Genomic DNA, 20,725 nt, shown 5'->3' with positions numbered 1-20,725 from the left:
TTATGTTAGTTTTTTCTATCCTATAAAAGAAATAGTATAATAAAATGAGGCAATCACTTTCTTTTTGCACATTGTCTACATATAATACCTTATTCTACTCCGTGCATCATCTTCTGTAATTTCTTCGACAGCAGGAACAGAATCAGTGAGGCGACGCCCGACATTACCACAAATACCATAAAGAAATCGTACATCGTTGCAATCTGGAAGCCCAGAATGGTCTTTACTTTTCCGTCTTCGGGATAAAGACCGCTCAACATACCGGCAAATTTGTTGGCGGTGGCAGTGGAAAGATACCATATACCCATCATCAGGGAAGCAAAACGCAACGGACTCAGTTTGTTCACCATAGAAAGCCCGATAGGCGACAGGGCAATTTCACCCATAGTGTGGATAAAGTAAAGTCCCGTCAGCCAAATCATACTTACTTTCACTCCCGGAACCGCATCTTTCACTCCGAAACAGATGAAAAGATATCCCAAAGAGAGTAGCAGGAGGCCGATAGCCTGCTTGGTAGGGGAAGAAGGTTCCATTTTCCGTTTGTTCAGGAAGCTCCATACTCCCGGCATAATGTAAGCCAGTACAACAACGAAGAGCGGATTGAAGGATTGAAACCAGGAAGCAGGCATTTCCCAACCCAGAATATCGCGGTTGGTCTGTTCGGAGGCAAAAAGGGTCAGAGAAGCTCCCGCCTGTTCATAGGCAGCCCAAAAGAAAATCACAAAAAAGGCGACGATATAAATGACAAAAATACGGCTACGCTCTATCTTTGTCAACGAACCATCCAACAGAATAAGTACCGGAAAGACGATACAAGCCGTGAAAATACCGACACTAATCCAGTCACCTGTGAATATGTAGCCGAAGAATGCCAATAGAACAGCAGTCAAGACAGTTATTATTATGAGATTACGTATTTTTGTCCGTGCATCCATCTTCGGGTGAGAGATGTGATCGGCCTTATCTTCTTTCTTCTCACGTTTTGCATCGGGGATGATACCGATAGCTTCACCGGATGGAGAGAAAAGATATTTATTCTTTTGGGTTTCAAAAAGTACGACGGTAAATAGCGTCATGATTCCGGCTGCCAGAAATCCCCATTTAAAATCATGCGGATCGCCGGTGTCTCCCAAGTAACCGCAAATCAACGGAGCGGCAAAAGAACCGACATTCACTCCCATATAGAAAATGGTATATGCCGCATCCAACCGTTTGTCGCCCGGCTCGTAAAGTTGTCCAACCAGCGATGATACCGTCGGCTTAAAGCAACCGTTACCCAGAATCAAAAAGCCGAGTCCGCCATACATCAGCCAATGTGCCAGTTCGGTATTGTTCAATGTGGAAGCACTCATAAACATCAGGAACTGCCCGACGGCCATCATCACCGCACCCCAGAACACTGAACGGCGAATGCCCCAATATTTATCGGCTATATATCCGCCAATCAACGGAGTCAGATAAACCAATCCGGTATAACTGCCGTAAATAGACGCGGCCGCTTCTTTATCAAACAGTAAAGCTTGGGTCAGAAAGAGAATGAAAATCGCACGCATACCGTAGTAGCTGAAACGTTCTGCCGTGCTTGTTGCAAAAATCAGATAAAGGCCTTTAGGATGCCCTTTCAATGCACTCATGAGTTTATGTTTTAGTAGTTTATGGAGCGCAAAGGTACAAAAAACTAAATAAAATGCCTTAAAAAAGTTACTCTCTATTGAATGTAAACTTACTAACGATAGGTTATAAAGTTCTTTTCTACTACTCCTAAACTATAAACGAAGCTTGCGTTTATAAAAACAAAGGCTTTGATTATATAAACGAAAGTTTCATTTATATAATCAGAGGCTTCGTTTATAGTTTTATTACTGATAAAAGAAAGTTTATTACCTATACAAAAGAACTTTATATCCCGTAGAAAAGAACTTATCGACCTATATTCTGACGGTCGTCTACCTACAATAAATATGTTTTCTTCCTATAACAAACCGGAAAAGTCAGAAGAATCATGTACATTTGTGGGTAGAAAACTAAAAAGAACATCACAATGAAAATATTTCCAAGCAGCAGTATCAAGAAATTGGACACTTATACCATTGAGCACGAACCGATTGCATCAATTGACCTGATGGAACGTGCGGCAACAGTACTGACAAAAGCCATCACAGACAGATGGAGCACGGATACCCCCGTCACCGTTTTTGCCGGACCGGGAAACAATGGCGGAGACGCGTTAGCCATAGCCCGCATGATGGCTGAAAAAGGATATAAGACAGAAGTATACCTCTTTAATACTAAAGGAAATCTTTCACCCGACTGCCAGACGAACAAGGAATTGGTGGAAATGATGGAAGAAGTTACATTCCACGAAATCAGTACGCAATTCGTACCGCCGACTCTGACACCGGAACATTTGGTGATTGACGGGCTATTCGGGTCGGGACTGAACAAGCCGTTAAGCGGAGGTTTCGCAGCCGTAGTAAAATACATCAATGCTTCTCCCGCCACAGTCGTTGCCATCGATATTCCTTCGGGGCTGATGGGAGAAGAGAACACGTTCAACGTGAAAAGCAATATCATCCGCGCAGACGTTACTTTCAGCCTGCAACTGCCGAAACTTGCCTTCCTCTTTGCCGAAAACACAGAGTTTGTCGGTGAATGGGAATTGTTGGATATCCAGTTGAGCGAAGAAGGAATCGAAGAAACGGAGACAAACTACGAAATGCTGGAGATAGAAGAAATCCGTTCACTTATCAAGCCACGCAAACAGTTTGCACACAAAGGGAACTTCGGTCACGCACTGCTGATAGCAGGGTCAAAAGGAATGGCGGGAGCCTCCGTACTTGCCGCCCGCGCCTGCCTCCGTTCCGGCGTAGGATTACTGACCGTACATGCCCCGATATGTAATTATGATATTTTGCAAATGTCCGCACCGGAGGCTATGGTAGAGACGGACGCCAGCGAAAACTATTTCGCCGTGCCGACCGACACCGATGATTACCAAGCAGTCGGCATAGGTCCGGGACTGGGGCGGAACGAGGAAACAGAAGCTGCCCTGATAGAGCAACTGGAACATTGCCAGACTCCCGTAGTATTGGACGCCGATGCACTGAATATCCTTGCCAATCATCGCCATACACTCACACATCTGCCGAAAGGCTCTATCCTCACTCCCCACCCGAAGGAGCTGGAACGCCTGACCGGCAAATGTCAGGATTCTTACGAGCGATTGACGAAGGCTTGTGAGCTTGCCCATACCGCCCATGTTCACATCGTTCTAAAAGGTGCCTACTCCGCCATCATTACTCCCGAAGGCAAATGTTTCTTCAATCCGACCGGAAATCCGGGAATGGCAACCGGAGGTAGCGGCGATGTGCTGACAGGAGTGATTCTGGCTCTGCTTGCACAGGGGTACTCCAGCGAAGAAGCTGCCAAAATAGGTACGTACATTCACGGATTGGCAGGAGACATCGCACAGAAGAAACAAGGTATGACCGGGCTGATTGCAAGTGATATTATCACCTGCCTGCCCGCAGCTTGGCGGCTTGTAAGCGAATAAAAGTTAAGAACTTAGTGTTTATTTAAATAACTTCATTAACTTTGTTTTCAAAACAGTTTAAAAAGAACCGAATATGAAAAAACTGATTATAGCGGCGGGCCTGCTGATGACGACTTCCGCCTACGCACAGACCGAAGTATTGACAGGAGTCACTCGTGGAAAAGACTACGGAGTGGTATATAGTCTTCCCAAGACTCAAATAGAGCTTGAAATAAAAGCGAATAAAGTGAAGTATACTCCGGGTGAATTCAGTAAGTACGCCGACCGCTATTTACGGTTGAACAACATCTCTACCGATCCCGAAGTGTATTGGGAACTGGCAAGCGTAAAAGTGAAATCCGTAGGAGTGCCCAATGGCGACGCTACTTACTTTGTAAAATTGAAAGATAAAACGGTAGCTCCTCTTATGGAACTGACTGAGGATGGTATCGTAAAGTCCATCAACGTGCCTTACAGCCAAAACGGTTCTGCAAAGAAGAATACTCCGACCGCTCCTGCCGGGCAAGTGAACGCCAATCCCCGCGACTTCTTGACCGAAGAGATTCTGATGGCAAACTCCACCGCTAAGATGGCGGAACTGGTAGCCAAAGAAATCTATAATATCCGCGAAAGCAAAAACGCATTATTACGCGGACAGGCCGACAATATGCCGTCGGACGGCGCACAGCTCAAAATCATGATAGACAACCTGAACTTGCAGGAAGAAGCCATGACCAAAATGTTCTCCGGCATACGGGAAAAAGAAGAAAAGACCTTCACCGTACGCCTTACACCGGATAAAGAGTTCAGTAATGAAGTAGCTTTCCGCTTTTCCAAGAAACTGGGCGTGGTTGCCAACAACGATTTGGCAGGAACTCCGTTCTATATCAGCTTGAAAGACTTGAAAACGGTAAAAATACCGCAGGAAGACGGAAAGAAGAAAAAAGACTTGGAAGGAATCGCTTACAATGTACCCGGACAGGCATTGGTTACACTGACCGACGGAAAGAAGAAACTTTATGAAGGTGAACTCCCTGTCACTCAGTTTGGTATAATAGAGTATCTGGCTCCGGTTCTATTCAATAAGAACTCGACTATCAAAGTGTACTTTGACCCGAATACCGGAGGATTGCTTAAAGTGGATAGAGAAGAAGGAAAATAGAAGGAACGCATTATCCATATTTTCTTCTCTTTACTCAATCGGCTTCATTAATTTTATAAATCCGTCTTTCTGCATCTGAGAAAGATAGATAGTGATACGCGACTCGTAGCCCGCTTCATGATGGAAGTGGTCTGCGAGTTTCTCTATAATCTCACGTACCGTACGTTTCCCATCTATCAGTTCCCATACAGCCGTACCGTGTTCCTCCAAATATATCCGACGCTCTTTCGACATCCCTTTCGGTACAAGAAAGCGTTGCATCCACGAATACTTAAAACGGGGAAAGGAGAGCACAATAGTCTCCCCTTCCCGTTCTGCCGTTATATGTTCACTGCGACAGGGAATAACCTCTAACAGGTTTGTTTTCTCTTTGGCAGCCATCGTTTTTATTTCTGAATATTTGCTTCTTCCAAACCGTAACCTTTCTTTCTGTTCTCTGCTTTCAACATCAAAGCAACGATCAAAGCCAATATGCCAAAGAGAGCAAAAATACTCATCGGCAATGTATAGTCATAGGTTTGCGCGCCATCCACTACCGGACCTTTGCAATAAGAATTCAGTACCCATCCGATCAACAAAGGCACACCCATCAATCCCCAATTCTGTACCCAGAAGATCAAGGCATAAGCCGTACCCAATTGTTTTTCCGGAATAATCTTCGGAACAGAAGGCCACATGGCCGAAGGTACCAACGAGAAAGCAAATCCCAAGATAATCATGATAATCGTAGCAAACCACCATACATTCAGGATAGGCAGAGCGAACATGGTATGCACGAATATCAACATGACAGATCCGACAACCATCAATGTAGCCCCCTTACCGATACGGTCATACAAGGAACCGAACAACGGTGTCAACACAATAGCGCCGATCGGCAACAGTCCGGGAATAGTTCCCGCCAATTTCGGGTCCACGCTATACTTCTGAACCATCAAATCGGCGGCATACTTGATGAACGGGAACACAGCCGAATAGAACAGCACGCACAGAAGGGCAATCAACCAGAATCCCTTGTTGGTAATGATATACACAATATCTTTCATACGGAACGGCTCTTCCGGTTCCAATCCTTCCGCATCCAACGACGCATCCAGTTTCTTATCGTAGAAAGTATAAATGAAGAAGGCGATTGTACCTACACACAACATTATGAGACAAAACAAAATAGGAGCAGGAATATTGGTATGGAACGCCCCGCCTTCGTCCGTATATCCGAAGAAGTCCGCCAAAGGAACAGTCATCACCATGGCCAAAGTCGTCCCGATACGTGCCGTAGCCATTTCAAGTCCCATAGCCAACGCCATTTCTTTACCCTTAAACCATTTGACGATAATCTTGGAAACAGTAATTCCCGCAATCTCGACACCCACACCGAAGATGGCATATCCCAATGCGGCAAGAGTCACTTGGGTCTTGAAGCCGAAAAGCATGGCGCCTTCGGGGAAGGTAGTAGAAATGGCATAGTATTTCAATCCACAGCCGAACACCATCAACAGACATGCCCCCATTCCGGTAAAACGGACACCCATCTTATCCAGAATGATACCGCCGAAGATCAACATCAACAAGAATACGTTAAACCAGCCGTATGCACTTGTGAAGAAACCGTAATCAAGGCTATCCCATAATAATTCTTTCTCAAGCATGGGTTTTAGCGGAGACATTACGTCAGTGAGGAAATAGCCGCATAGCATAGTAAAAGCGACCAATGCAAGAACACTCCAGCGTAACACTGCGGAGTCATTCAATTTCTTTTTTAATTGTTCTGTCATTGTTATATTTAAAAAGTGATTAATAATCTAAAACAATTAAGCGCGGATTACACTGACCACCCGGAACATTGAGAATCCGTGTAATCCGCGTAATCCGCGCCTAACAATATGTTAATGTGACAATATGCTAATATGCCAATGTACTGCGAAACGCCGAACGAAAACTGGCATAACGGCAAATTATTAATTATTCTGCTGCAGGAGCAGGAGTTTCAGTAGCCGGCGCCGGAGTCTCGGTAGCTGGCGCGTCAGCAGCAGGAGCTTCTGTTTGCGGTGCAGCTGTACCTGCGGGCAAGTTATACGGGTTAGTTTGTTGTTCCTTCTGTGCCTGTTCCAACACTGCGTCTGTAGCAACAGCCGAACTAGGAACCACATAAGCGGTAGCAATGCTCATTACAACCATAAAGATAGCCAAACCCCATGTTGCTTTTTCAAGAAAATCTGTAGTCTTGCGCACGCCCATAATAGCGTTAGATGAAGAAAAACCGGAAGCAAGTCCGCCTCCTTTTGAGTTCTGAATCAACACGATGAAGCACATCAACAGGGCTGCAATCACCATTAAGATAACGAATAATAAGTACATTTTTAGTTATTTTGAATTAGCGTTAATAATCAATTTCTCCAAAAATCTGATTTGGTCTGCAAAGTAAGCATTTTTTTTTGGATATTTCAAGCTTAATTTTTTAATTATTTCAAGAGCTTTTGAATATCGTTGCTGTTTAACATAGATTTTAGCCAAAGTTTCTGTAAAACAGCTATCATCTTCCTCTTCTTCCCCACTCACCGTATCCGATTCATCACTCATTGCATCCGATTCCTCCCGCAAAGGTTTTATATGCAACGGAGCGTCGCTTTCACTCTTTTCTATGAAATCGTCGATCAGCTCAAATCCCTTTAGCTTAGGCGCTTCCTCCGCCGATTCATCCGTTCCGGGAGTCTCCTCAAGCAGATAGGAAGTATAGTCCATCGAATAGTCGAAGCCGGTTTGGGCGGTCACTTCCTCCGGTGCCGTAGCCAGGAAAGCGTCAATCAAAGCCAATGTACGGTCTACCGAAGGCTCGTCTTTCAGCACCTCAGTCAAAGGAACTCCTTTTTTCCGCGACTGAAGATCGAAACGGCTGCCTTCAATCAGTTGAAACAACTTCCGTCGGTCGGCTATATAGAGAACGGCCTTTCTCAGCTCCCCGCCGAAACTGATATCATGGAGAATATACAGATTTTTGAGGTACAACAGGCGAAGCGACTGAAAATACGGATACCTCGCAAGCAGATTGCGCAACTCGTACAAAGTATCCCTATTCAGCGTCTCCGGATGCTGAATCCATTGTTGAAAGTTAACAGAAGTCATTTATATTACCAGTTTGCTACGGTTGCATTGAATATTTGGTCGGTGATCTCTTTTGACATTTCAGCTATCAGCCCGTCCTGCACGGCCGTCAGCAATTGACTGGAGTCGTAGGTACGGAAAGCGGAGAACTGCTGTTCAAAGTCTTCGGCATGATTTGTGTTGTTGACAAAACGGACGTTCACCGTGATGGTCAGCTTCGTTTCCGAAGAATAACCATCGGCGGACACCGCCTGGTTATACTGATTATATCCCGTGATCTCACCGTCAATCTGCAAGTCCGCGTTCTGATTCGGCTTCAGCAATTGCAGACGGGTCTGGCGGATAAATATATCTTTCAGGTCTTCATTGAACTTCGTCGCCAACGGGGCATACACATACTCCGACTTTATCGGGAAATCGGCAATGGAAATCGTCTTCACCTTATCATAGTTGATAGATGAGCCGTTAAACTTATAGGAAACAGTGCACGCGATGACCGCCAATGGCAAAACCGCCAGCAGCAGAGGGCGTGTTATCTTTTTAATCCAAATCATATTCTTTTATTTTTCTATAAAGTGTACGCTCGGAAATGTTCAAATCCTTAGCCGCACTCTTCCGTTTTCCATGATGTCTCTCAAGTGCTTTGCGTATCATTTCTTTTTCTACTTCATCCAGCGACAGGGACTCTTCCACATATTCTTCCGTGTCCTGAATATCGTCATCATCTTTGCAGACAGCCGGTTGCTGCACCGGATGAATAATGGCAGGAACCGAAGGTTGCGCCGTCACTACCGGAGTGGCAACTACCGCACTGACCGGGCTTACCTGTCCGGCACGTTCAGCCATCAGATTGTGCACCATCTTTTTCAGTTCCGCCACTTCCTGCCGCATATCGAACAGAACGGAATAAAGAATCTCCCGCTCGCTTTCAAAACCCTTGCTCTCACGTGTACCCAGCAATGCGGGAAGACGTTGTGTATTCTGCGCGGGAAGATAAGTTTGCAAGATGGCAGCGTTAATCTCCCTGTTAGTTTCAATAATCGAAATCTGCTCGGTGATATTCTTCAACTGGCGCACATTTCCCGGCCACGGATAGGCCAGCAATTCTTTCTTAGCGTCTTCCGTCAACTGAATGGCCGGCATTCTGTATTTCTCTGCAAAGTCGGCGGCGAACTTACGGAACAACAGGAGTACATCATCTCCGCGTTCACGAAGAGGCGGTATCTGGATAGGCACGGTATTCAAGCGATAGTACAGGTCTTCACGGAAACGTCCCTCCGCAATGGCTTGCGTAAGATTGACGTTGGTAGCCGCCACAATACGCACATCCGTCTTTTGTACACGTGACGAACCGACTTTGATAAACTCACCGCTCTCCAGTACACGGAGCAGCCGCGCCTGAGTAGGCATGGGCAACTCCCCTACTTCATCAAGGAAGATTGTCCCTCCGTCGGCTTCTCCGAAATAACCTTTCCGCTCGCCGATCGCACCGGTAAACGCACCTTTCTCATGTCCGAACAGTTCGGAATCAATTGTGCCTTCCGGAATCGCTCCACAGTTGACAGCGATATACTGTCCGTGCTTTCTCCGGCTATATTGATGAATAATCTGCGGGAAACTTTCTTTTCCGACACCACTTTCTCCGGTAATCAGCACAGACAAATCGGTAGGAGCCACTTGAATAGCAATATCAATGGCGCGTGATAAAGCTTCGGTATTACCAATAATACCGAAACGTTGTTTCACTTGTTGTAACTCCGCTCTTGTCATTACTCTTTTACTCTTCGTCTACTGTATCCAGTTTCAGTTTATCACTATCATCCCGTTTCTCGTAATACTGTTTCCGTAACGGATTCGCACGGGCCGCTTTTTCCCGTTGACGATTGCGGAACACATCAATGGCGACATAGACTGCCTGACGGAAAGAGTCTTCACTCGCCAGCCCCTGCCCTGCAATGTCGTATGCCGTGCCGTGTGCCGGAGAAGTGCGAACCACCGGCAACCCAGCCGTATAGTTCACGCCGTCGTCCATTGCCAGTGCCTTGAACGGAGCCAATCCCTGATCATGGTACATCGCCAGAATACCGTCGAAATGAGTATAATTGCCCGAACCCATAAAACCGTCGGCCGCATAAGGACCGTAGCACAGGATTCCTTTTTCTTCCATTTCCTTCATGGCAGGAATGATCACTTCCTGTTCTTCCATTCCCAGCAAACCACCGTCACCGGCATGAGGATTGAGCGACAGTACTGCAATGCGCGGAGCACCGATACCGAAATCCTGTTTCAGGCAACGATGAAATATCATCAGCTTCTCCTGAATCAATTCTTTGGTAATCGTTGTCGCAATCTCCCGGACAGGGATATGCGTTGTCACCAAAGCTACACGGAAATCATTCTTCATCAGAATCATCAATGACTTATTGCCATTGCCCAGCCGTTCCTCGATATACTCGGTATGTCCGGGAAATGAGAACTCTTCCGACTGAATGGTATGTTTATTGATCGGCGCCGTTACAATAACGTCAATCAACCCCTCACGATATTCTTCAATGGCACGCTCCAATGCGCCCAATGCAGCTTTACCGGCTTCAGGATCCGGTTTGGAGAATTCCACTTTTACCTCATCATCGGTACAGTTCACTACACTCAGCCGGTTGTATCCCGCTTCGGAAGCACTGTTAATTATACTGAAATTAGCCTGAACATCCAATGCTTTCCGGTGATAGGCAGCCACTTTCGGCGATCCGTAAATAATCGGAGTGCACAGCTCCAGCATAGTAGGATCCGAGAAAGTCTTTAAGATCACTTCATAACCTACCCCGTTTATATCTCCTTGGGTAATGCCGATTCTTATTTTGTTATCTTCCATGTTTTTATTTATTAGTTTGTTCCGCTTCCTTAGTTTCCTCTCCCAATGGAATCTGGTTCTGCTGAACTTCGTTCGGAAGTTTCAGCGTGTACAGAGAGGCTTCCATCTGGCGAACCAGGTTGCGTTTCATTTTATCAGGTGAATAGACAAATATTTCTGCTGTAATGATTCGTTGGTTCTTCTCGTCAAGACGGGTATGCGACACATACGGACCACCCATAAAGTCACCCTTCATGCGCCACAGTCCGCGCGCTTCCATCGTGTAGCTGTTCTGCACATTGATGGGGCGGACATCCGTCAGTAAGCTGTCGGTTGCCATATAAACGCCTTCCTTGAATCCGGGAATGTTGGCTTTCATCACAGAGTCACGTTTATGGACAAAATATTCTTTGGTAAACGTATCCTTATCCGTATAAGGATAAGAGTACATCACGAAGTTACGGTCGGCAGTACCGGTATTGGTAGAAGCCCAGAAGAAGTCTTCCCCCGTCTTTGAATTAGTCAGCTCGGCAGGCAGCCAGATATCGCAACCGAACAAGCTGTCCACCTTGCTTGAAATAAAGTTGCTGTGCTTCTTTTCGAGCGAAGTGATCTGGCGGTTCATTTCCGCACGGGTGAAGAAATTGATAATCGTCTGTCTGTTCTCCTTCACAAACTTCTCGAACTCTTCTTCGTTCGGAGCCTGGATAGTCAATATCATCTGCGGATTGGCATACACATCTTTCGCATATTTGAAAGAGGCCTTTGTATATATATCCTGTATATCTACAATAATAATGTTGCGTATCAACTTCAGCGTAGAGTCATAATCTTTGGGTGAAGTGTACATGATACGGAAAGAAGGTTCCGATTGCGGCAATCCGGGCATATCGGAATCGAGTGCATCATGCAAGGCTCTTCCTGCCGCACGATCCCAAACACCGTGGTCTACTACTACCAAAAGCTCGTATGCACGTCCACTAGAAGTGTGGTTTCCTTTCAGACCACAAGAAGCAAAGACAAAGGTTACCAAAGCAATGCTCAAATAAGAAAAGTACTTTTTCATGATGTTCGGTTTTATATATTAACTCTTATTATTTTCCTCCTGTTTCGCTGTCGACAACATACCGCAAGCTGCAAAGATATCTTCACCCCGCGAAGCACGGATCGTAGTGAAAAGCCCGTGCGATGTCAGGTAATCACGGAAACGGGTCATCGTATCCATATCCGCTCCCTCAAGGTCTACGCCCGGTATGGCATGAAAACGAATCAGATTGATTCTGCAATCCAATCCGCGAAGGAGCTTCAGCAACTCTTTGGCATATATCTGCGAATCATTGAGTCCTTTAAAAACAATATATTCAAATGAAAGTCGACGCTGTTTGCTAAAATCATAGTTTTTTAACAGTTCCACCATTTCGGTAATAGAGAACGCTTTTTCCGCCGGCATTAACTCGGAACGCTGGACCGCCACCGGAGCATGCAGGCTGATAGCCAGATGGCAATCGCTTTCTTCGATGAACCGCCGCAGTCCTTTCCGCAGTCCTACTGTAGAAAGAGTGATACGCTTCGGACTCCATGCGTAACCGTAAGAGGCGGTCAGCACTTCCAATGCTTTAAGTACTTCATCGAGGTTATCAAGCGGCTCGCCCATCCCCATCATCACTACGTTGGTCAGTTTGTCGCGTTCCGGCAATGAATGGATCTGATTGATTATCTGGTTGGCGGTCAGATTGGCGGTAAAGCCTTGCTTGCCGGTCATACAGAACTTACAGTTCATCTTGCAACCGACCTGTGAAGAGACACATAACGTCGCCCGGTCGTCATCCGGAATATAAACCGATTCAACAAAATGGTTATCGCCCACTCTGTACAGATACTTCACCGTGCCGTCCACAGAACGCATTTCATCCACAGGGGGGAGTGCTCCTACCTCATAGTCCTGTTTAAGCAACTCACGGTGTTTCAATGACAAATTAGTCATTTCATCAATCGAGGTCACCTTCTTTTCGTAAAGCCAGGACGCAATCTGCTTGGCGGCAAAACCGGGCATTCCCAGCCTTTTTGCCAATGCTTGAAGCTCTACGAAGGTCATTCCTAAAAGGGGATATTTAGACATTCTTCTTTCTGTTGATGGTTTATATCTGCAAATGTAAGGAAATAAAGTCAGTTTCACCACAGATTAACACAGATTTTCACAGATTAAGAAGAGGAAGAAGAAGGAAGAAGTGAATTCTCAGGTGCAGAGATGCAGAAAAAGATAGAAAAAAACATAGAGAACGCAGAGAAGATAGAGAGCATGGAAAATGTAGAAAATGTAGAAAACGCAAAAGACGCGAATCAACCGGATTCATTCATAATAATCCGACTAATTCACGTCTATATGGTGCACCACACTAATTTATTACAGCATTCAAAGATTTTCACTCACCTTTTTAATCTGTGAAAATCCGTGTAATCTGTGGTGAAATAAGTTAGAAGAACAGGAAGCGTGTATCCTTTACATTTGCTTTCAGATACAAGTCGTTCATCAGACGGCTGGCGAAGCGAGCGTGCATATTAGCCAACGTAGCTTCTTCCGTTTTCGCGTCAAATGTCTCGTTCAGTTTGTCCTTGCCGTAAACTTGCAGTACAAATACTCCGGCATTACCCTTGATAGGTGTGCTCAACTTGTTCATTTCAGCAACAGAAGCATAGGCGCCTACCAACGGTTCACTGCTGCGCAATGCGGAAACATAAGCAGGAGCGGCGAAGGTAACCATCTTCAAAGAATCGCTTACAGCGTTAGTCATAGACTTGTATTGGTCGAATGAAGTGGCATTTGCCGATTTCATATCCGCCATAATCTTTTCAGCCTTCTTGTCTTTTACGATTTCAGCTCTCAACTGATCCTGTACAGACTTCAAAGAACGGTATCCTTCCGGTTTGATGCTCACCAAGCCTACAACCATCATGTGATCGCTTTCGCCACATTCGTACAGGCCGGAAACTTCACCCGGTTTAGCTTTATCAAATGTCCATCTCAAAGCTTCTTTAGTACCTCTCACGCCACCGATACCGTGTTCAGAGCTGTTCAAGTCTGCTCTGTCAAGCAATCTGTATCCGGCTTCTTCAGCGTTAGCCACCATCTTCTCAACACTAGGATTGGCTGCGATAAACTGGCTGAAATCATTGTAAGCGCGATTGTAAGTTTCTTTACTGAACTCTACTTCACGCTTGACAACAGCTACTTTATATTTGTCTTTTACAGCTTTCTTGTTGGTTACTTGCAGAATTACGTTTGCTTGTCCCATCGGTAAGTTCACCAATTCGTTCACACCTGTATTGTTGATGGCAGAGATGAATTTCAGGTTATCACCGTCGATCTGCGCACCTTCGTACTGAGCGGCAGTCAACCAATTAGAATCACCGGTCTGACCGTATTTTTTAGCCAGCTCCACAAAGTTGGCGCCACCTTTAATCGCATTGTAGATACTGTCTGCCAATGTCTTTGTCTTCAACGCATCTTCCGCGTATACCTGAATCTGGCGGAATTCGACAGAGTCGGCAGCAGCAGCCTTAGCAACAATCTTGAAAGAGTTGATTGTGTTATCGGCACCATTGTAGTAAGGACCGTATACCGCACCTACGGAAGCAGAGTCCAAACGTGCCACTACATCCGAGGGGAAAGCAGTCTTGTTATAGAACAAGTCTACGTACGGAGCATCCGAACCTACCGATCGGATAAAAGAAGTGTAATCGTCTGTTGTAGTAGCCAACTGAGCAGTTGCCTCGTCCACTTCTTTCTGGATAGCAGCTCTGTCCTCAGGGCTTGCAGTCACCTGTACATCGATGTACTTGATGTCACGAGCTTCCTGATATTGCTTGAATTGTTCTTTCTTCTTGTTATACAGTTCTTTCAGTTCCGATTCTTTCACTACGATTGTAGAATCTACTACTGAAGAGTAAGGAATGCCTGCCAGCAACACATTGTATTGATTCACTCTTGCGTCGAAAGCGTCCTGAGCCTCTACCGGGTTAGAAAGAAGAGCTTTAGCGACCAAAGCCTGATATTTTTCAGCCAAACGACTTTGAATCAAAGTTTTCTGAATAAACGACCAGTATTTATACATATTATTGTATTGTTCGGCATACTGTACCGGCATCTGTGATTCGTTCATCTTAGCATATTCAACAAGGAACTTGTTCAACATATCCTTATCGAAGTTGCCTGTTTGCGGATTTTGGAAAGGAGTCTGTCTCAGCAGAGGATGTACACCAGCTTTCAGAATATCCTGAATTTCAGCAGTGGAAACAGTGAGTCCCAAAGCTTTTGCTTCCTTTTCGATCAGTTTATTGTTTACGTATGAACGCCATACTTCATCACGCACCTGGTTGGTTTGTTCGTCGTTCAAGGCGTTCACTCCACGCATGAGTTTCACCACTTCGGTATATTCCTCCACCAAATTCTGATACTCCTGAGCGGAAAGAGCGTCTCCGTTCACCTCACCTACGTCATGCGCCTGATGCGGCTGCATCACTTTCCATGCGTCACCCGCAATGAAAGCAAACAGCGCCAAGCCGATAACAATCACCAATAGAGGTCCTTTCGACCTAATGTTTTGTAACGTTGCCATTTTGATTAATACGATTTATGTTTATTATTATTTCTTTCTTTTGTCGTTTTAGCGCACGAAGATACAAAAAATGCTAATATGCTTCTATTTATTAGCTAAAAATTTCTTGATTATCGTCATTATTCCAAGACTTTTAAACGAACAAGTTCGATTTTCGTCGCCGTCACCTTGATTATCTTGAATTGATAACGTCCGATCTGAATCACTTCATGTAATTTCGGGAAGCTCTGATATTGGCTCAGGATCAACCCTCCTACCGTCAGATAATCATCCGATTCGGGCAGGTCGAGTCCGAACGTCTCATTCACCTTCTCTATTTCCAGACGGGCGGCCAGCACATACTCATGTTCGTCTATCTGCTTGCAGATATAGGAGGTATTATCGTGCTCGTCCTCTATATCACCGAAAATCTCTTCCACCAGGTCTTCCAACGACACAATGCCGGACGTGCCGCCAAATTCGTCTACCACTACGGCAATCGTCTTCTTCTGCTGCATAAACAGCTTCATCAGCTTATGAGCCGACATCGTTTCAGGCACAATTGGCACTTGCTTCACATTGTCGTGCCAGTCTTTCGGGGCGCGAAACATTTCCGAAGAATGGATATAACCGACTACATTGTCGATATTCCCGTCGTATACGATTATCTTGGAGATACCGGACTCTATGAAACGGTTTTTCAGTTCGTCCAACGAGGTTGTCAGATCGACAGCTACCACCTCCGTACGCGGAACAATGCAGTCGCGTATTTTTATATTCGAGAAATCAAGCGCGTTCTGAAATATTTTCACCTCCGTGTCCAGCTCTTCTTCATTCTCGGCATTGTCGATACTACTCTGTACAAAGTAATCCAGATCGACTTTTCCGAATGCGATATCAGACGCTTCCTTATTCACCTTCATACCAAAAATGCGAAGGAACAAACAAGACAGTCCGGAGGACAATTTGGAGACGGGATACAAAATAATGTAACAGACAATAAGCGGAACGGCAAAAACATTCAGTACCAGATTAGGATTGATCTTGAACAATGTTTTCGGCAAAAACTCTCCGGTTACCAGGATGATTAAGGTAGAGATAACGGTCTGCGCCAGTACCATAAGGAAGTGATTTTCTATGAATCCCGACAATAAATTGTCTCCGATAATCTGTGCCATCAGAATACCGTAGATAACCAAGGCTATATTATTGCCCACCAGCATAGTGGAGATAAACTCATTCGGATTCTTGAAAAAGACAGACAGGATGCGGGAAGTGACTCCCCCTTTACGTTCCATTTCAAAGCGCAGTTTGTCTACCGAGACAAAAGCTATCTCCATCCCCGAAAAGAAGGCGGAGAAAACCATAGTGATAATTAGAGAGATATAAATATTCATAGCTTATTTCACAGAATCTTTTTTCACGGAATCCGGCAAGGCTTTCAGTTCCGGCTGCGTAGTGCCCGCTTCATCATCCACATAGAAAATACCCTCTATATTGTGAATGGTGTAAACTGTCATTTGCTGGTTGGAGTCGAAGCCATGTCCGGTGATAGTACGGTCCGGCTGCTGAATACGTATAAACTTGTCGGAATACACCTTCTGAGTAGCTTCGTTCCAATATAACAATTCCGTATTGAAACGTTCGCCTTTCCGGTTCTGTATATCTACGTTCCCTATCAGCTTCCAAAGCCTTTCTTTGTCATAGTAGTAGGCAGTATCCGCTTTGATACTGGCTTCTATATGAAAGATAGAGTCAAACTGCTCCAGATATACTCCTTTTTCAAATGCCCAATAAGAAGGTTTCTTTCGGTCGAACACCTGCCACTCTTCCGTATTCACTCTATAACGTGTCACTCCGGAATCGGATATAAGGGTAGTGACCCCTAGCGTACTCATCATCGGAAGAGAATCCCGTTCAGTGATAGCTTCACCTATCGCTTTCGACTTGCCGCCACAGGAAGGAAATAAAAGAAGCATAACAATTGTCCCCAGGACAATTGTTATGCTCATGCTTTTATGCAATAAACGTTTTCTTCGTTTTCGCAACATACATTTATCTAATCGTTGTAGTCTCTCCGATCCAACCGCCGATAGTAATGCGGTCACCGGCTTTATAACCCAACATGAAAAGGTCTTTAGCCTGCGGAGTATGAGCAGAATATCTGCCAATCAACTTGTTCGCTTCTTCAGCCACACTAGGATCTACCGCCTTTGCACGTTGCAGTTTGTCAATCACTGCAAAATAGGTACACTTGTTCAGAGCGGATTCATCGCTCCAGTTAGGACTCATCGCATAAAGGTTAGCGATCAGAATGTAAGGAGCACCATAATTTTCGTTGAAGCTGATAGCCTTCTGGCAATAAGATCTAGCCTGAGACAGTTTCTTGGCGGAAGCCAATACCGCTGCTGCCGCATACGCCTTTTCCGCTTTCTTCAAATTGTCAGTCTCCAAGTTCACCGCTTCGTCAAAGAACTTCACAGCACTGTCGATATCACCTTTCTTGAATGCCTGATATGCACATCCTGTGGCAGCTTCGGCAGTAGGTTCCATTTTATAAGCATAAAATGATGCCTGCAGATATGCTTCACTTTCAGTACATTTCATCATTTTCATAATATCGATTACTTTCTTCAAGTATGCCAGATCCGTTTGGTTAGCTTCCACCTTCGGTCCGTAAATGCCTTGCAATGATTCACAATCGGCAGTTCCGCTATTAACGAACAAAGCGACCAAGTTATCTTTGATACCCATATAGGCTTTCTTCTTTGATTCCTTAGTTTCGGCAGCAATAGCCGCATCTGCATACTCGGAAGCAGCCAAATAATCCTGAATGAATTGTTCCTTATGAGTAGGATCCGCTTTCAGCTTATCCAATGACATCTGCAAGAAATAGAACAAAGTAGCGGCAGCCGACTCGCCTTTCACAGCGTTAACAGATTGGCTCAACCACTGATAAGCCTGATTTACGTCCAACTTCGGAGCAAAAGCGATATAATCTACAGCCTTGATACCCAATGCTTCTTCAGGAGAAGAGACCTTTGTTCCCTTAGCCAAGAAGTCAGGCGTATATTTGATACGCAAATCGTGCGTATTCATCAGTTCCTTAAAGTATTTCTGATAATCCGGATTGTTTCTGTCCTTGATTTGTCCCATCAAGCCTTTCAGAATTTTATATCCGTCCGTAAAAGTATAGAAACGAAGCGTCGGGCAATTTTCCAACACAGCTTTCCATGGAGTATACGCATCTTTAAAGTTACCTGCACGCACAGCTTCATGCGAGATACTACTGTTTGAATTACAGTTCGCATCCTGTGCTACCACAGTAGTCGCCCCTGCTGAAAGGAACAACATAGCCACAAGCGTTTTAATCTTCATTGTATTTAAATTTTAGTTGTTATTATAAAGTCGTCTATTCTCTCTCACTTTGTTGCAACTAATTATTCTACCCGGCGCTTGAAGAACCAACGTTCGTTGAACGTCAATCCAATGCTCACACGGAAGATGTTTTCATTCACCATATTCGTTTCCAATCCTTTGACGCGGACAAACTGCCCACTTATACTGAGAATGGAACGCGAACGAGGAACAGGCAAACCGAAACCGGCAGTCACTCCATATTCGCGGGAAGCCTTTTCACCGTTGACCTTATAATACGGAGTCGTATAATAAGCTCCCAAACGATATTTGATATGGGCAAGGTAAGAACGTCCTATCAAATTAGGAATGTACTCCGCACCCATTGATATTTTATGACGGTCACAGTAAGTATATGTTTCATGCATATCATTGTCCACATCATCCCCCTTATAGTTTACATCAGCCCATTTCTGAAGACTATAATCAACACCTACTGTCAACTGCCTATTATAATTGTAAGTAACTCCCACACCAAAAGAATTAGGCAATCCCAATGTTGCATCCAACTCATTGCTGACCGTTGTACTAGCCTGTGTGGTTACCGTTACATCGTTATTCAAATTATGCTTTGGCGAATAAACCGCACCGATTGTCACCGAATGTTTTTTGCCAAAGTCCTGCGTATACTGTGCGCCAAAATCCAACTTATAATCAGAAACAGACACAGCATTCTGTCTCACAAATGAATAAGAAGAAGATGTATTCGGATAAAGCATTGTCAATGAACGAGTGATATCTCCCCAAAAATAAGAGACATTGACTCCCAAAGACAAATTCTTTAAAACCTTCACTCCTACTCCCGCATACAACTGGTGCAACCCGCCATCTCCGGCAAGTGTTTTCGTATAATCCGGCGTTGCATTATTGGCACCATCCGTTTCCGCAGTACCGCTATGACTTTCCGACACATTATATCCTACACTTGAGAAAGGCAATAGCCCCACACTCATTGCTATTCTGGGATGCAAGCGGAATTGCATTGCCAGATAGTCAAAACTAGAGTTCTTAGCGTTCAGCTTCACACCGCCGTTATTGACATTCATATTTTGCAGACTGACGCCTCCTTCGAAAATGAAAGTCAGAGAGTCAATGGCTGTATACGAAGCAGGATTCAATGGATTGATCTGCGCTCCATCACGGAGTCCAAAAGCAATTCCTCCCATCGCCTTGCTATTTCCGAAACTTTGATCGGACAAATCGCCATAGCCATATCGTGTATAAGGAGAGTTTGTATTATTTTGAGCAATTGCCATTCCGGTAACCATCGTGAGCAAAAGCGCACATAGTGTGTGTTTAAATCCTACCATTATTATAGTTTAAAATTCTATTTAATCCTTTCAACACTAAAAATCTATCTGCAAAGATGATACTTTTTACGCTGCTATCAAAAGAAAATTCATCTCCACCCGTTAAAAAAACCAAAAGTTCAGGATATTTATGCTTCATAGACTCAATATAACCTGAAATTTCGTATTCCATCCCTTTTAAGACTCCGGCACGTATAGCCGTTTCAGTATCCCGTCCCATCGGGAGTTTGCGCCCGTTGGTATCCACCAGAGGCAAACGTCCGGTGAACTGCCGGAGCGCTTTGAAACGCATTTGCATACCGGGAGAAATATTACCGCCATGATACTGACCTTTCGAGTCAATGAACTCATAAGTAATGCAAGTCCCTGCGTCAATGACCAATATATTTCTATGCGGGAACTGTTCATTCGCACCTACCACAGCAGCCATACGGTCGTATCCCAATGTTTCAGGAGTCTCGTACAAGTTGACTACCGGCAGAGGTGTCTCATGATTCAACCAGAGTAAAGGAAACGGCAAAGCAGCCAGATCCGCCAATACCCGTTCGTTCAAATCAATGACAGTAGCCACAATCCCCTGATTCACCGGATATTTGGCGCAAAGCGCTTTCAAGCAATCCAACGACTGATTGGATTCTGTAAGCACTTCCACCATCTCCCCGTCATTGAAGAGAGCGACTTTCGCCATCGTATTTCCTATGTCGATAATTAAATTCAATGCGTTTTTTATCTTTAGCGGGCGCAAAGGTATAGTAA

General features: G+C 44.8%; 18 protein-coding genes. 2 read left to right on the top strand and 16 right to left on the bottom strand.

The features are described 5' to 3' along the window. Positions 1–89 precede the first annotated feature (89 nt). Entirely contained in the window at positions 90–1,634 is a 1,545-nt protein-coding gene (locus ACNOGP_RS09535) for a peptide MFS transporter (RefSeq protein WP_186926821.1), read from the bottom strand. Positions 1,635–2,041: 407 nt separating this feature from the next. On the opposite strand from ACNOGP_RS09535, the gene ACNOGP_RS09530 reads away from it, so the two are divergent. Next, entirely contained in the window at positions 2,042–3,553 is a 1,512-nt protein-coding gene (locus ACNOGP_RS09530; protein WP_418214651.1) for an NAD(P)H-hydrate dehydratase, read from the top strand. Positions 3,554–3,626: 73 nt separating this feature from the next. Next, positions 3,627–4,694 (top strand): DUF4831 family protein, encoded by a 1,068-nt coding sequence (locus tag ACNOGP_RS09525; RefSeq protein WP_195475063.1) that lies wholly within the window; start codon positions 3,627–3,629, stop codon positions 4,692–4,694. A 30-nt stretch (positions 4,695–4,724) separates the two neighbouring features. Here the strand turns inward: ACNOGP_RS09525 and ACNOGP_RS09520 are convergent, their stop codons facing one another. From ACNOGP_RS09520 to ACNOGP_RS09450, 15 genes are all read right to left on the bottom strand, one after another. Then, entirely contained in the window at positions 4,725–5,075 is a 351-nt protein-coding gene (locus tag ACNOGP_RS09520) for a PqqD family protein (RefSeq protein ID WP_007765321.1), read from the bottom strand. Positions 5,076–5,080: 5 nt separating this feature from the next. Further along, positions 5,081–6,469 carry an MFS transporter gene (locus ACNOGP_RS09515; protein ID WP_418214650.1) on the bottom strand — a complete coding sequence of 463 codons (1,389 nt, stop codon included), beginning with the start codon at positions 6,467–6,469 and terminating at the stop codon, positions 5,081–5,083. Positions 6,470–6,656: 187 nt separating this feature from the next. Further along, entirely contained in the window at positions 6,657–7,052 is a 396-nt protein-coding gene (secG, locus tag ACNOGP_RS09510; RefSeq protein WP_007765299.1) for a preprotein translocase subunit SecG, read from the bottom strand. Between the two features lie 6 nt (positions 7,053–7,058). After that, positions 7,059–7,817: a tetratricopeptide repeat protein gene (locus ACNOGP_RS09505; protein WP_195534267.1), complete on the bottom strand. Its 759-nt coding sequence runs from the start codon at positions 7,815–7,817 to the stop codon at positions 7,059–7,061. Between the two features lie 5 nt (positions 7,818–7,822). Further along, the gene (gene lptE / locus ACNOGP_RS09500; RefSeq protein WP_007758308.1) at positions 7,823–8,350 is read right to left on the bottom strand and encodes an LptE family protein; all 528 of its coding nucleotides are present in this window, start codon (positions 8,348–8,350) and stop codon (positions 7,823–7,825) included. Next, complete coding sequence (locus tag ACNOGP_RS09495) at positions 8,337–9,566, bottom strand: sigma-54 interaction domain-containing protein (RefSeq protein ID WP_186966892.1); 1,230 nt, start codon at positions 9,564–9,566, stop codon at positions 8,337–8,339. Before ACNOGP_RS09495 ends, lptE begins: the two co-directional genes overlap by 14 nt. 7 nt (positions 9,567–9,573) lie before the next feature. Further along, positions 9,574–10,668, bottom strand: coding sequence for a 4-hydroxythreonine-4-phosphate dehydrogenase PdxA (gene pdxA, locus ACNOGP_RS09490; protein WP_007758311.1), 1,095 nt, complete (start codon positions 10,666–10,668; stop codon positions 9,574–9,576). Positions 10,669–10,672: 4 nt separating this feature from the next. Then, positions 10,673–11,713: a DUF4837 family protein gene (locus ACNOGP_RS09485; RefSeq protein ID WP_418214649.1), complete on the bottom strand. Its 1,041-nt coding sequence runs from the start codon at positions 11,711–11,713 to the stop codon at positions 10,673–10,675. An 18-nt stretch (positions 11,714–11,731) separates the two neighbouring features. Continuing rightward, entirely contained in the window at positions 11,732–12,766 is a 1,035-nt protein-coding gene (rlmN, locus tag ACNOGP_RS09480; protein WP_418214648.1) for a 23S rRNA (adenine(2503)-C(2))-methyltransferase RlmN, read from the bottom strand. 355 nt (positions 12,767–13,121) lie between these two features. Then, positions 13,122–15,263: a peptidylprolyl isomerase gene (locus tag ACNOGP_RS09475; protein ID WP_418214647.1), complete on the bottom strand. Its 2,142-nt coding sequence runs from the start codon at positions 15,261–15,263 to the stop codon at positions 13,122–13,124. 119 nt (positions 15,264–15,382) lie between these two features. Continuing rightward, complete coding sequence (locus ACNOGP_RS09470) at positions 15,383–16,639, bottom strand: hemolysin family protein (RefSeq protein ID WP_007758316.1); 1,257 nt, start codon at positions 16,637–16,639, stop codon at positions 15,383–15,385. 3 nt (positions 16,640–16,642) lie between these two features. After that, positions 16,643–17,254: an LPS export ABC transporter periplasmic protein LptC gene (gene lptC, locus ACNOGP_RS09465; protein ID WP_007758317.1), complete on the bottom strand. Its 612-nt coding sequence runs from the start codon at positions 17,252–17,254 to the stop codon at positions 16,643–16,645. 43 nt (positions 17,255–17,297) lie between these two features. Next, positions 17,298–18,620, bottom strand: coding sequence for a hypothetical protein (locus ACNOGP_RS09460; protein WP_418214646.1), 1,323 nt, complete (start codon positions 18,618–18,620; stop codon positions 17,298–17,300). 62 nt (positions 18,621–18,682) lie between these two features. Continuing rightward, positions 18,683–19,969: a hypothetical protein gene (locus ACNOGP_RS09455; protein ID WP_272720042.1), complete on the bottom strand. Its 1,287-nt coding sequence runs from the start codon at positions 19,967–19,969 to the stop codon at positions 18,683–18,685. Then, positions 19,956–20,687, bottom strand: coding sequence for a type III pantothenate kinase (locus ACNOGP_RS09450; RefSeq protein WP_007765277.1), 732 nt, complete (start codon positions 20,685–20,687; stop codon positions 19,956–19,958). The genes ACNOGP_RS09455 and ACNOGP_RS09450 overlap by 14 nt, the downstream gene beginning before the upstream one ends. Positions 20,688–20,725 lie beyond the last annotated feature (38 nt).

This window comes from Bacteroides difficilis (assembly GCF_048319815.1).
Taxonomy (GTDB): Bacteria; Bacteroidota; Bacteroidia; order Bacteroidales; family Bacteroidaceae; genus Bacteroides; species Bacteroides zhangwenhongii.
Note: the sequence above shows the minus strand (reverse complement) of the source record. Positions and strands in the feature narration are given on the sequence as shown.

Coding starts and splice junctions, on each gene's coding strand:
- ACNOGP_RS09535 (WP_186926821.1), bottom strand. CDS start 1,634: ATGAGTGCATTGAAAGGGCATCCTAAAGGCCTTTATCTGATTTTTGCA.
- ACNOGP_RS09530 (WP_418214651.1), top strand. CDS start 2,042: ATGAAAATATTTCCAAGCAGCAGTATCAAGAAATTGGACACTTATACC.
- ACNOGP_RS09525 (WP_195475063.1), top strand. CDS start 3,627: ATGAAAAAACTGATTATAGCGGCGGGCCTGCTGATGACGACTTCCGCC.
- ACNOGP_RS09520 (WP_007765321.1), bottom strand. CDS start 5,075: ATGGCTGCCAAAGAGAAAACAAACCTGTTAGAGGTTATTCCCTGTCGC.
- ACNOGP_RS09515 (WP_418214650.1), bottom strand. CDS start 6,469: ATGACAGAACAATTAAAAAAGAAATTGAATGACTCCGCAGTGTTACGC.
- secG (WP_007765299.1), bottom strand. CDS start 7,052: ATGTACTTATTATTCGTTATCTTAATGGTGATTGCAGCCCTGTTGATG.
- ACNOGP_RS09505 (WP_195534267.1), bottom strand. CDS start 7,817: ATGACTTCTGTTAACTTTCAACAATGGATTCAGCATCCGGAGACGCTG.
- lptE (WP_007758308.1), bottom strand. CDS start 8,350: ATGATTTGGATTAAAAAGATAACACGCCCTCTGCTGCTGGCGGTTTTG.
- ACNOGP_RS09495 (WP_186966892.1), bottom strand. CDS start 9,566: ATGACAAGAGCGGAGTTACAACAAGTGAAACAACGTTTCGGTATTATT.
- pdxA (WP_007758311.1), bottom strand. CDS start 10,668: ATGGAAGATAACAAAATAAGAATCGGCATTACCCAAGGAGATATAAAC.
- ACNOGP_RS09485 (WP_418214649.1), bottom strand. CDS start 11,713: ATGAAAAAGTACTTTTCTTATTTGAGCATTGCTTTGGTAACCTTTGTC.
- rlmN (WP_418214648.1), bottom strand. CDS start 12,766: ATGTCTAAATATCCCCTTTTAGGAATGACCTTCGTAGAGCTTCAAGCA.
- ACNOGP_RS09475 (WP_418214647.1), bottom strand. CDS start 15,263: ATGGCAACGTTACAAAACATTAGGTCGAAAGGACCTCTATTGGTGATT.
- ACNOGP_RS09470 (WP_007758316.1), bottom strand. CDS start 16,639: ATGAATATTTATATCTCTCTAATTATCACTATGGTTTTCTCCGCCTTC.
- lptC (WP_007758317.1), bottom strand. CDS start 17,254: ATGAGCATAACAATTGTCCTGGGGACAATTGTTATGCTTCTTTTATTT.
- ACNOGP_RS09460 (WP_418214646.1), bottom strand. CDS start 18,620: ATGAAGATTAAAACGCTTGTGGCTATGTTGTTCCTTTCAGCAGGGGCG.
- ACNOGP_RS09455 (WP_272720042.1), bottom strand. CDS start 19,969: ATGGTAGGATTTAAACACACACTATGTGCGCTTTTGCTCACGATGGTT.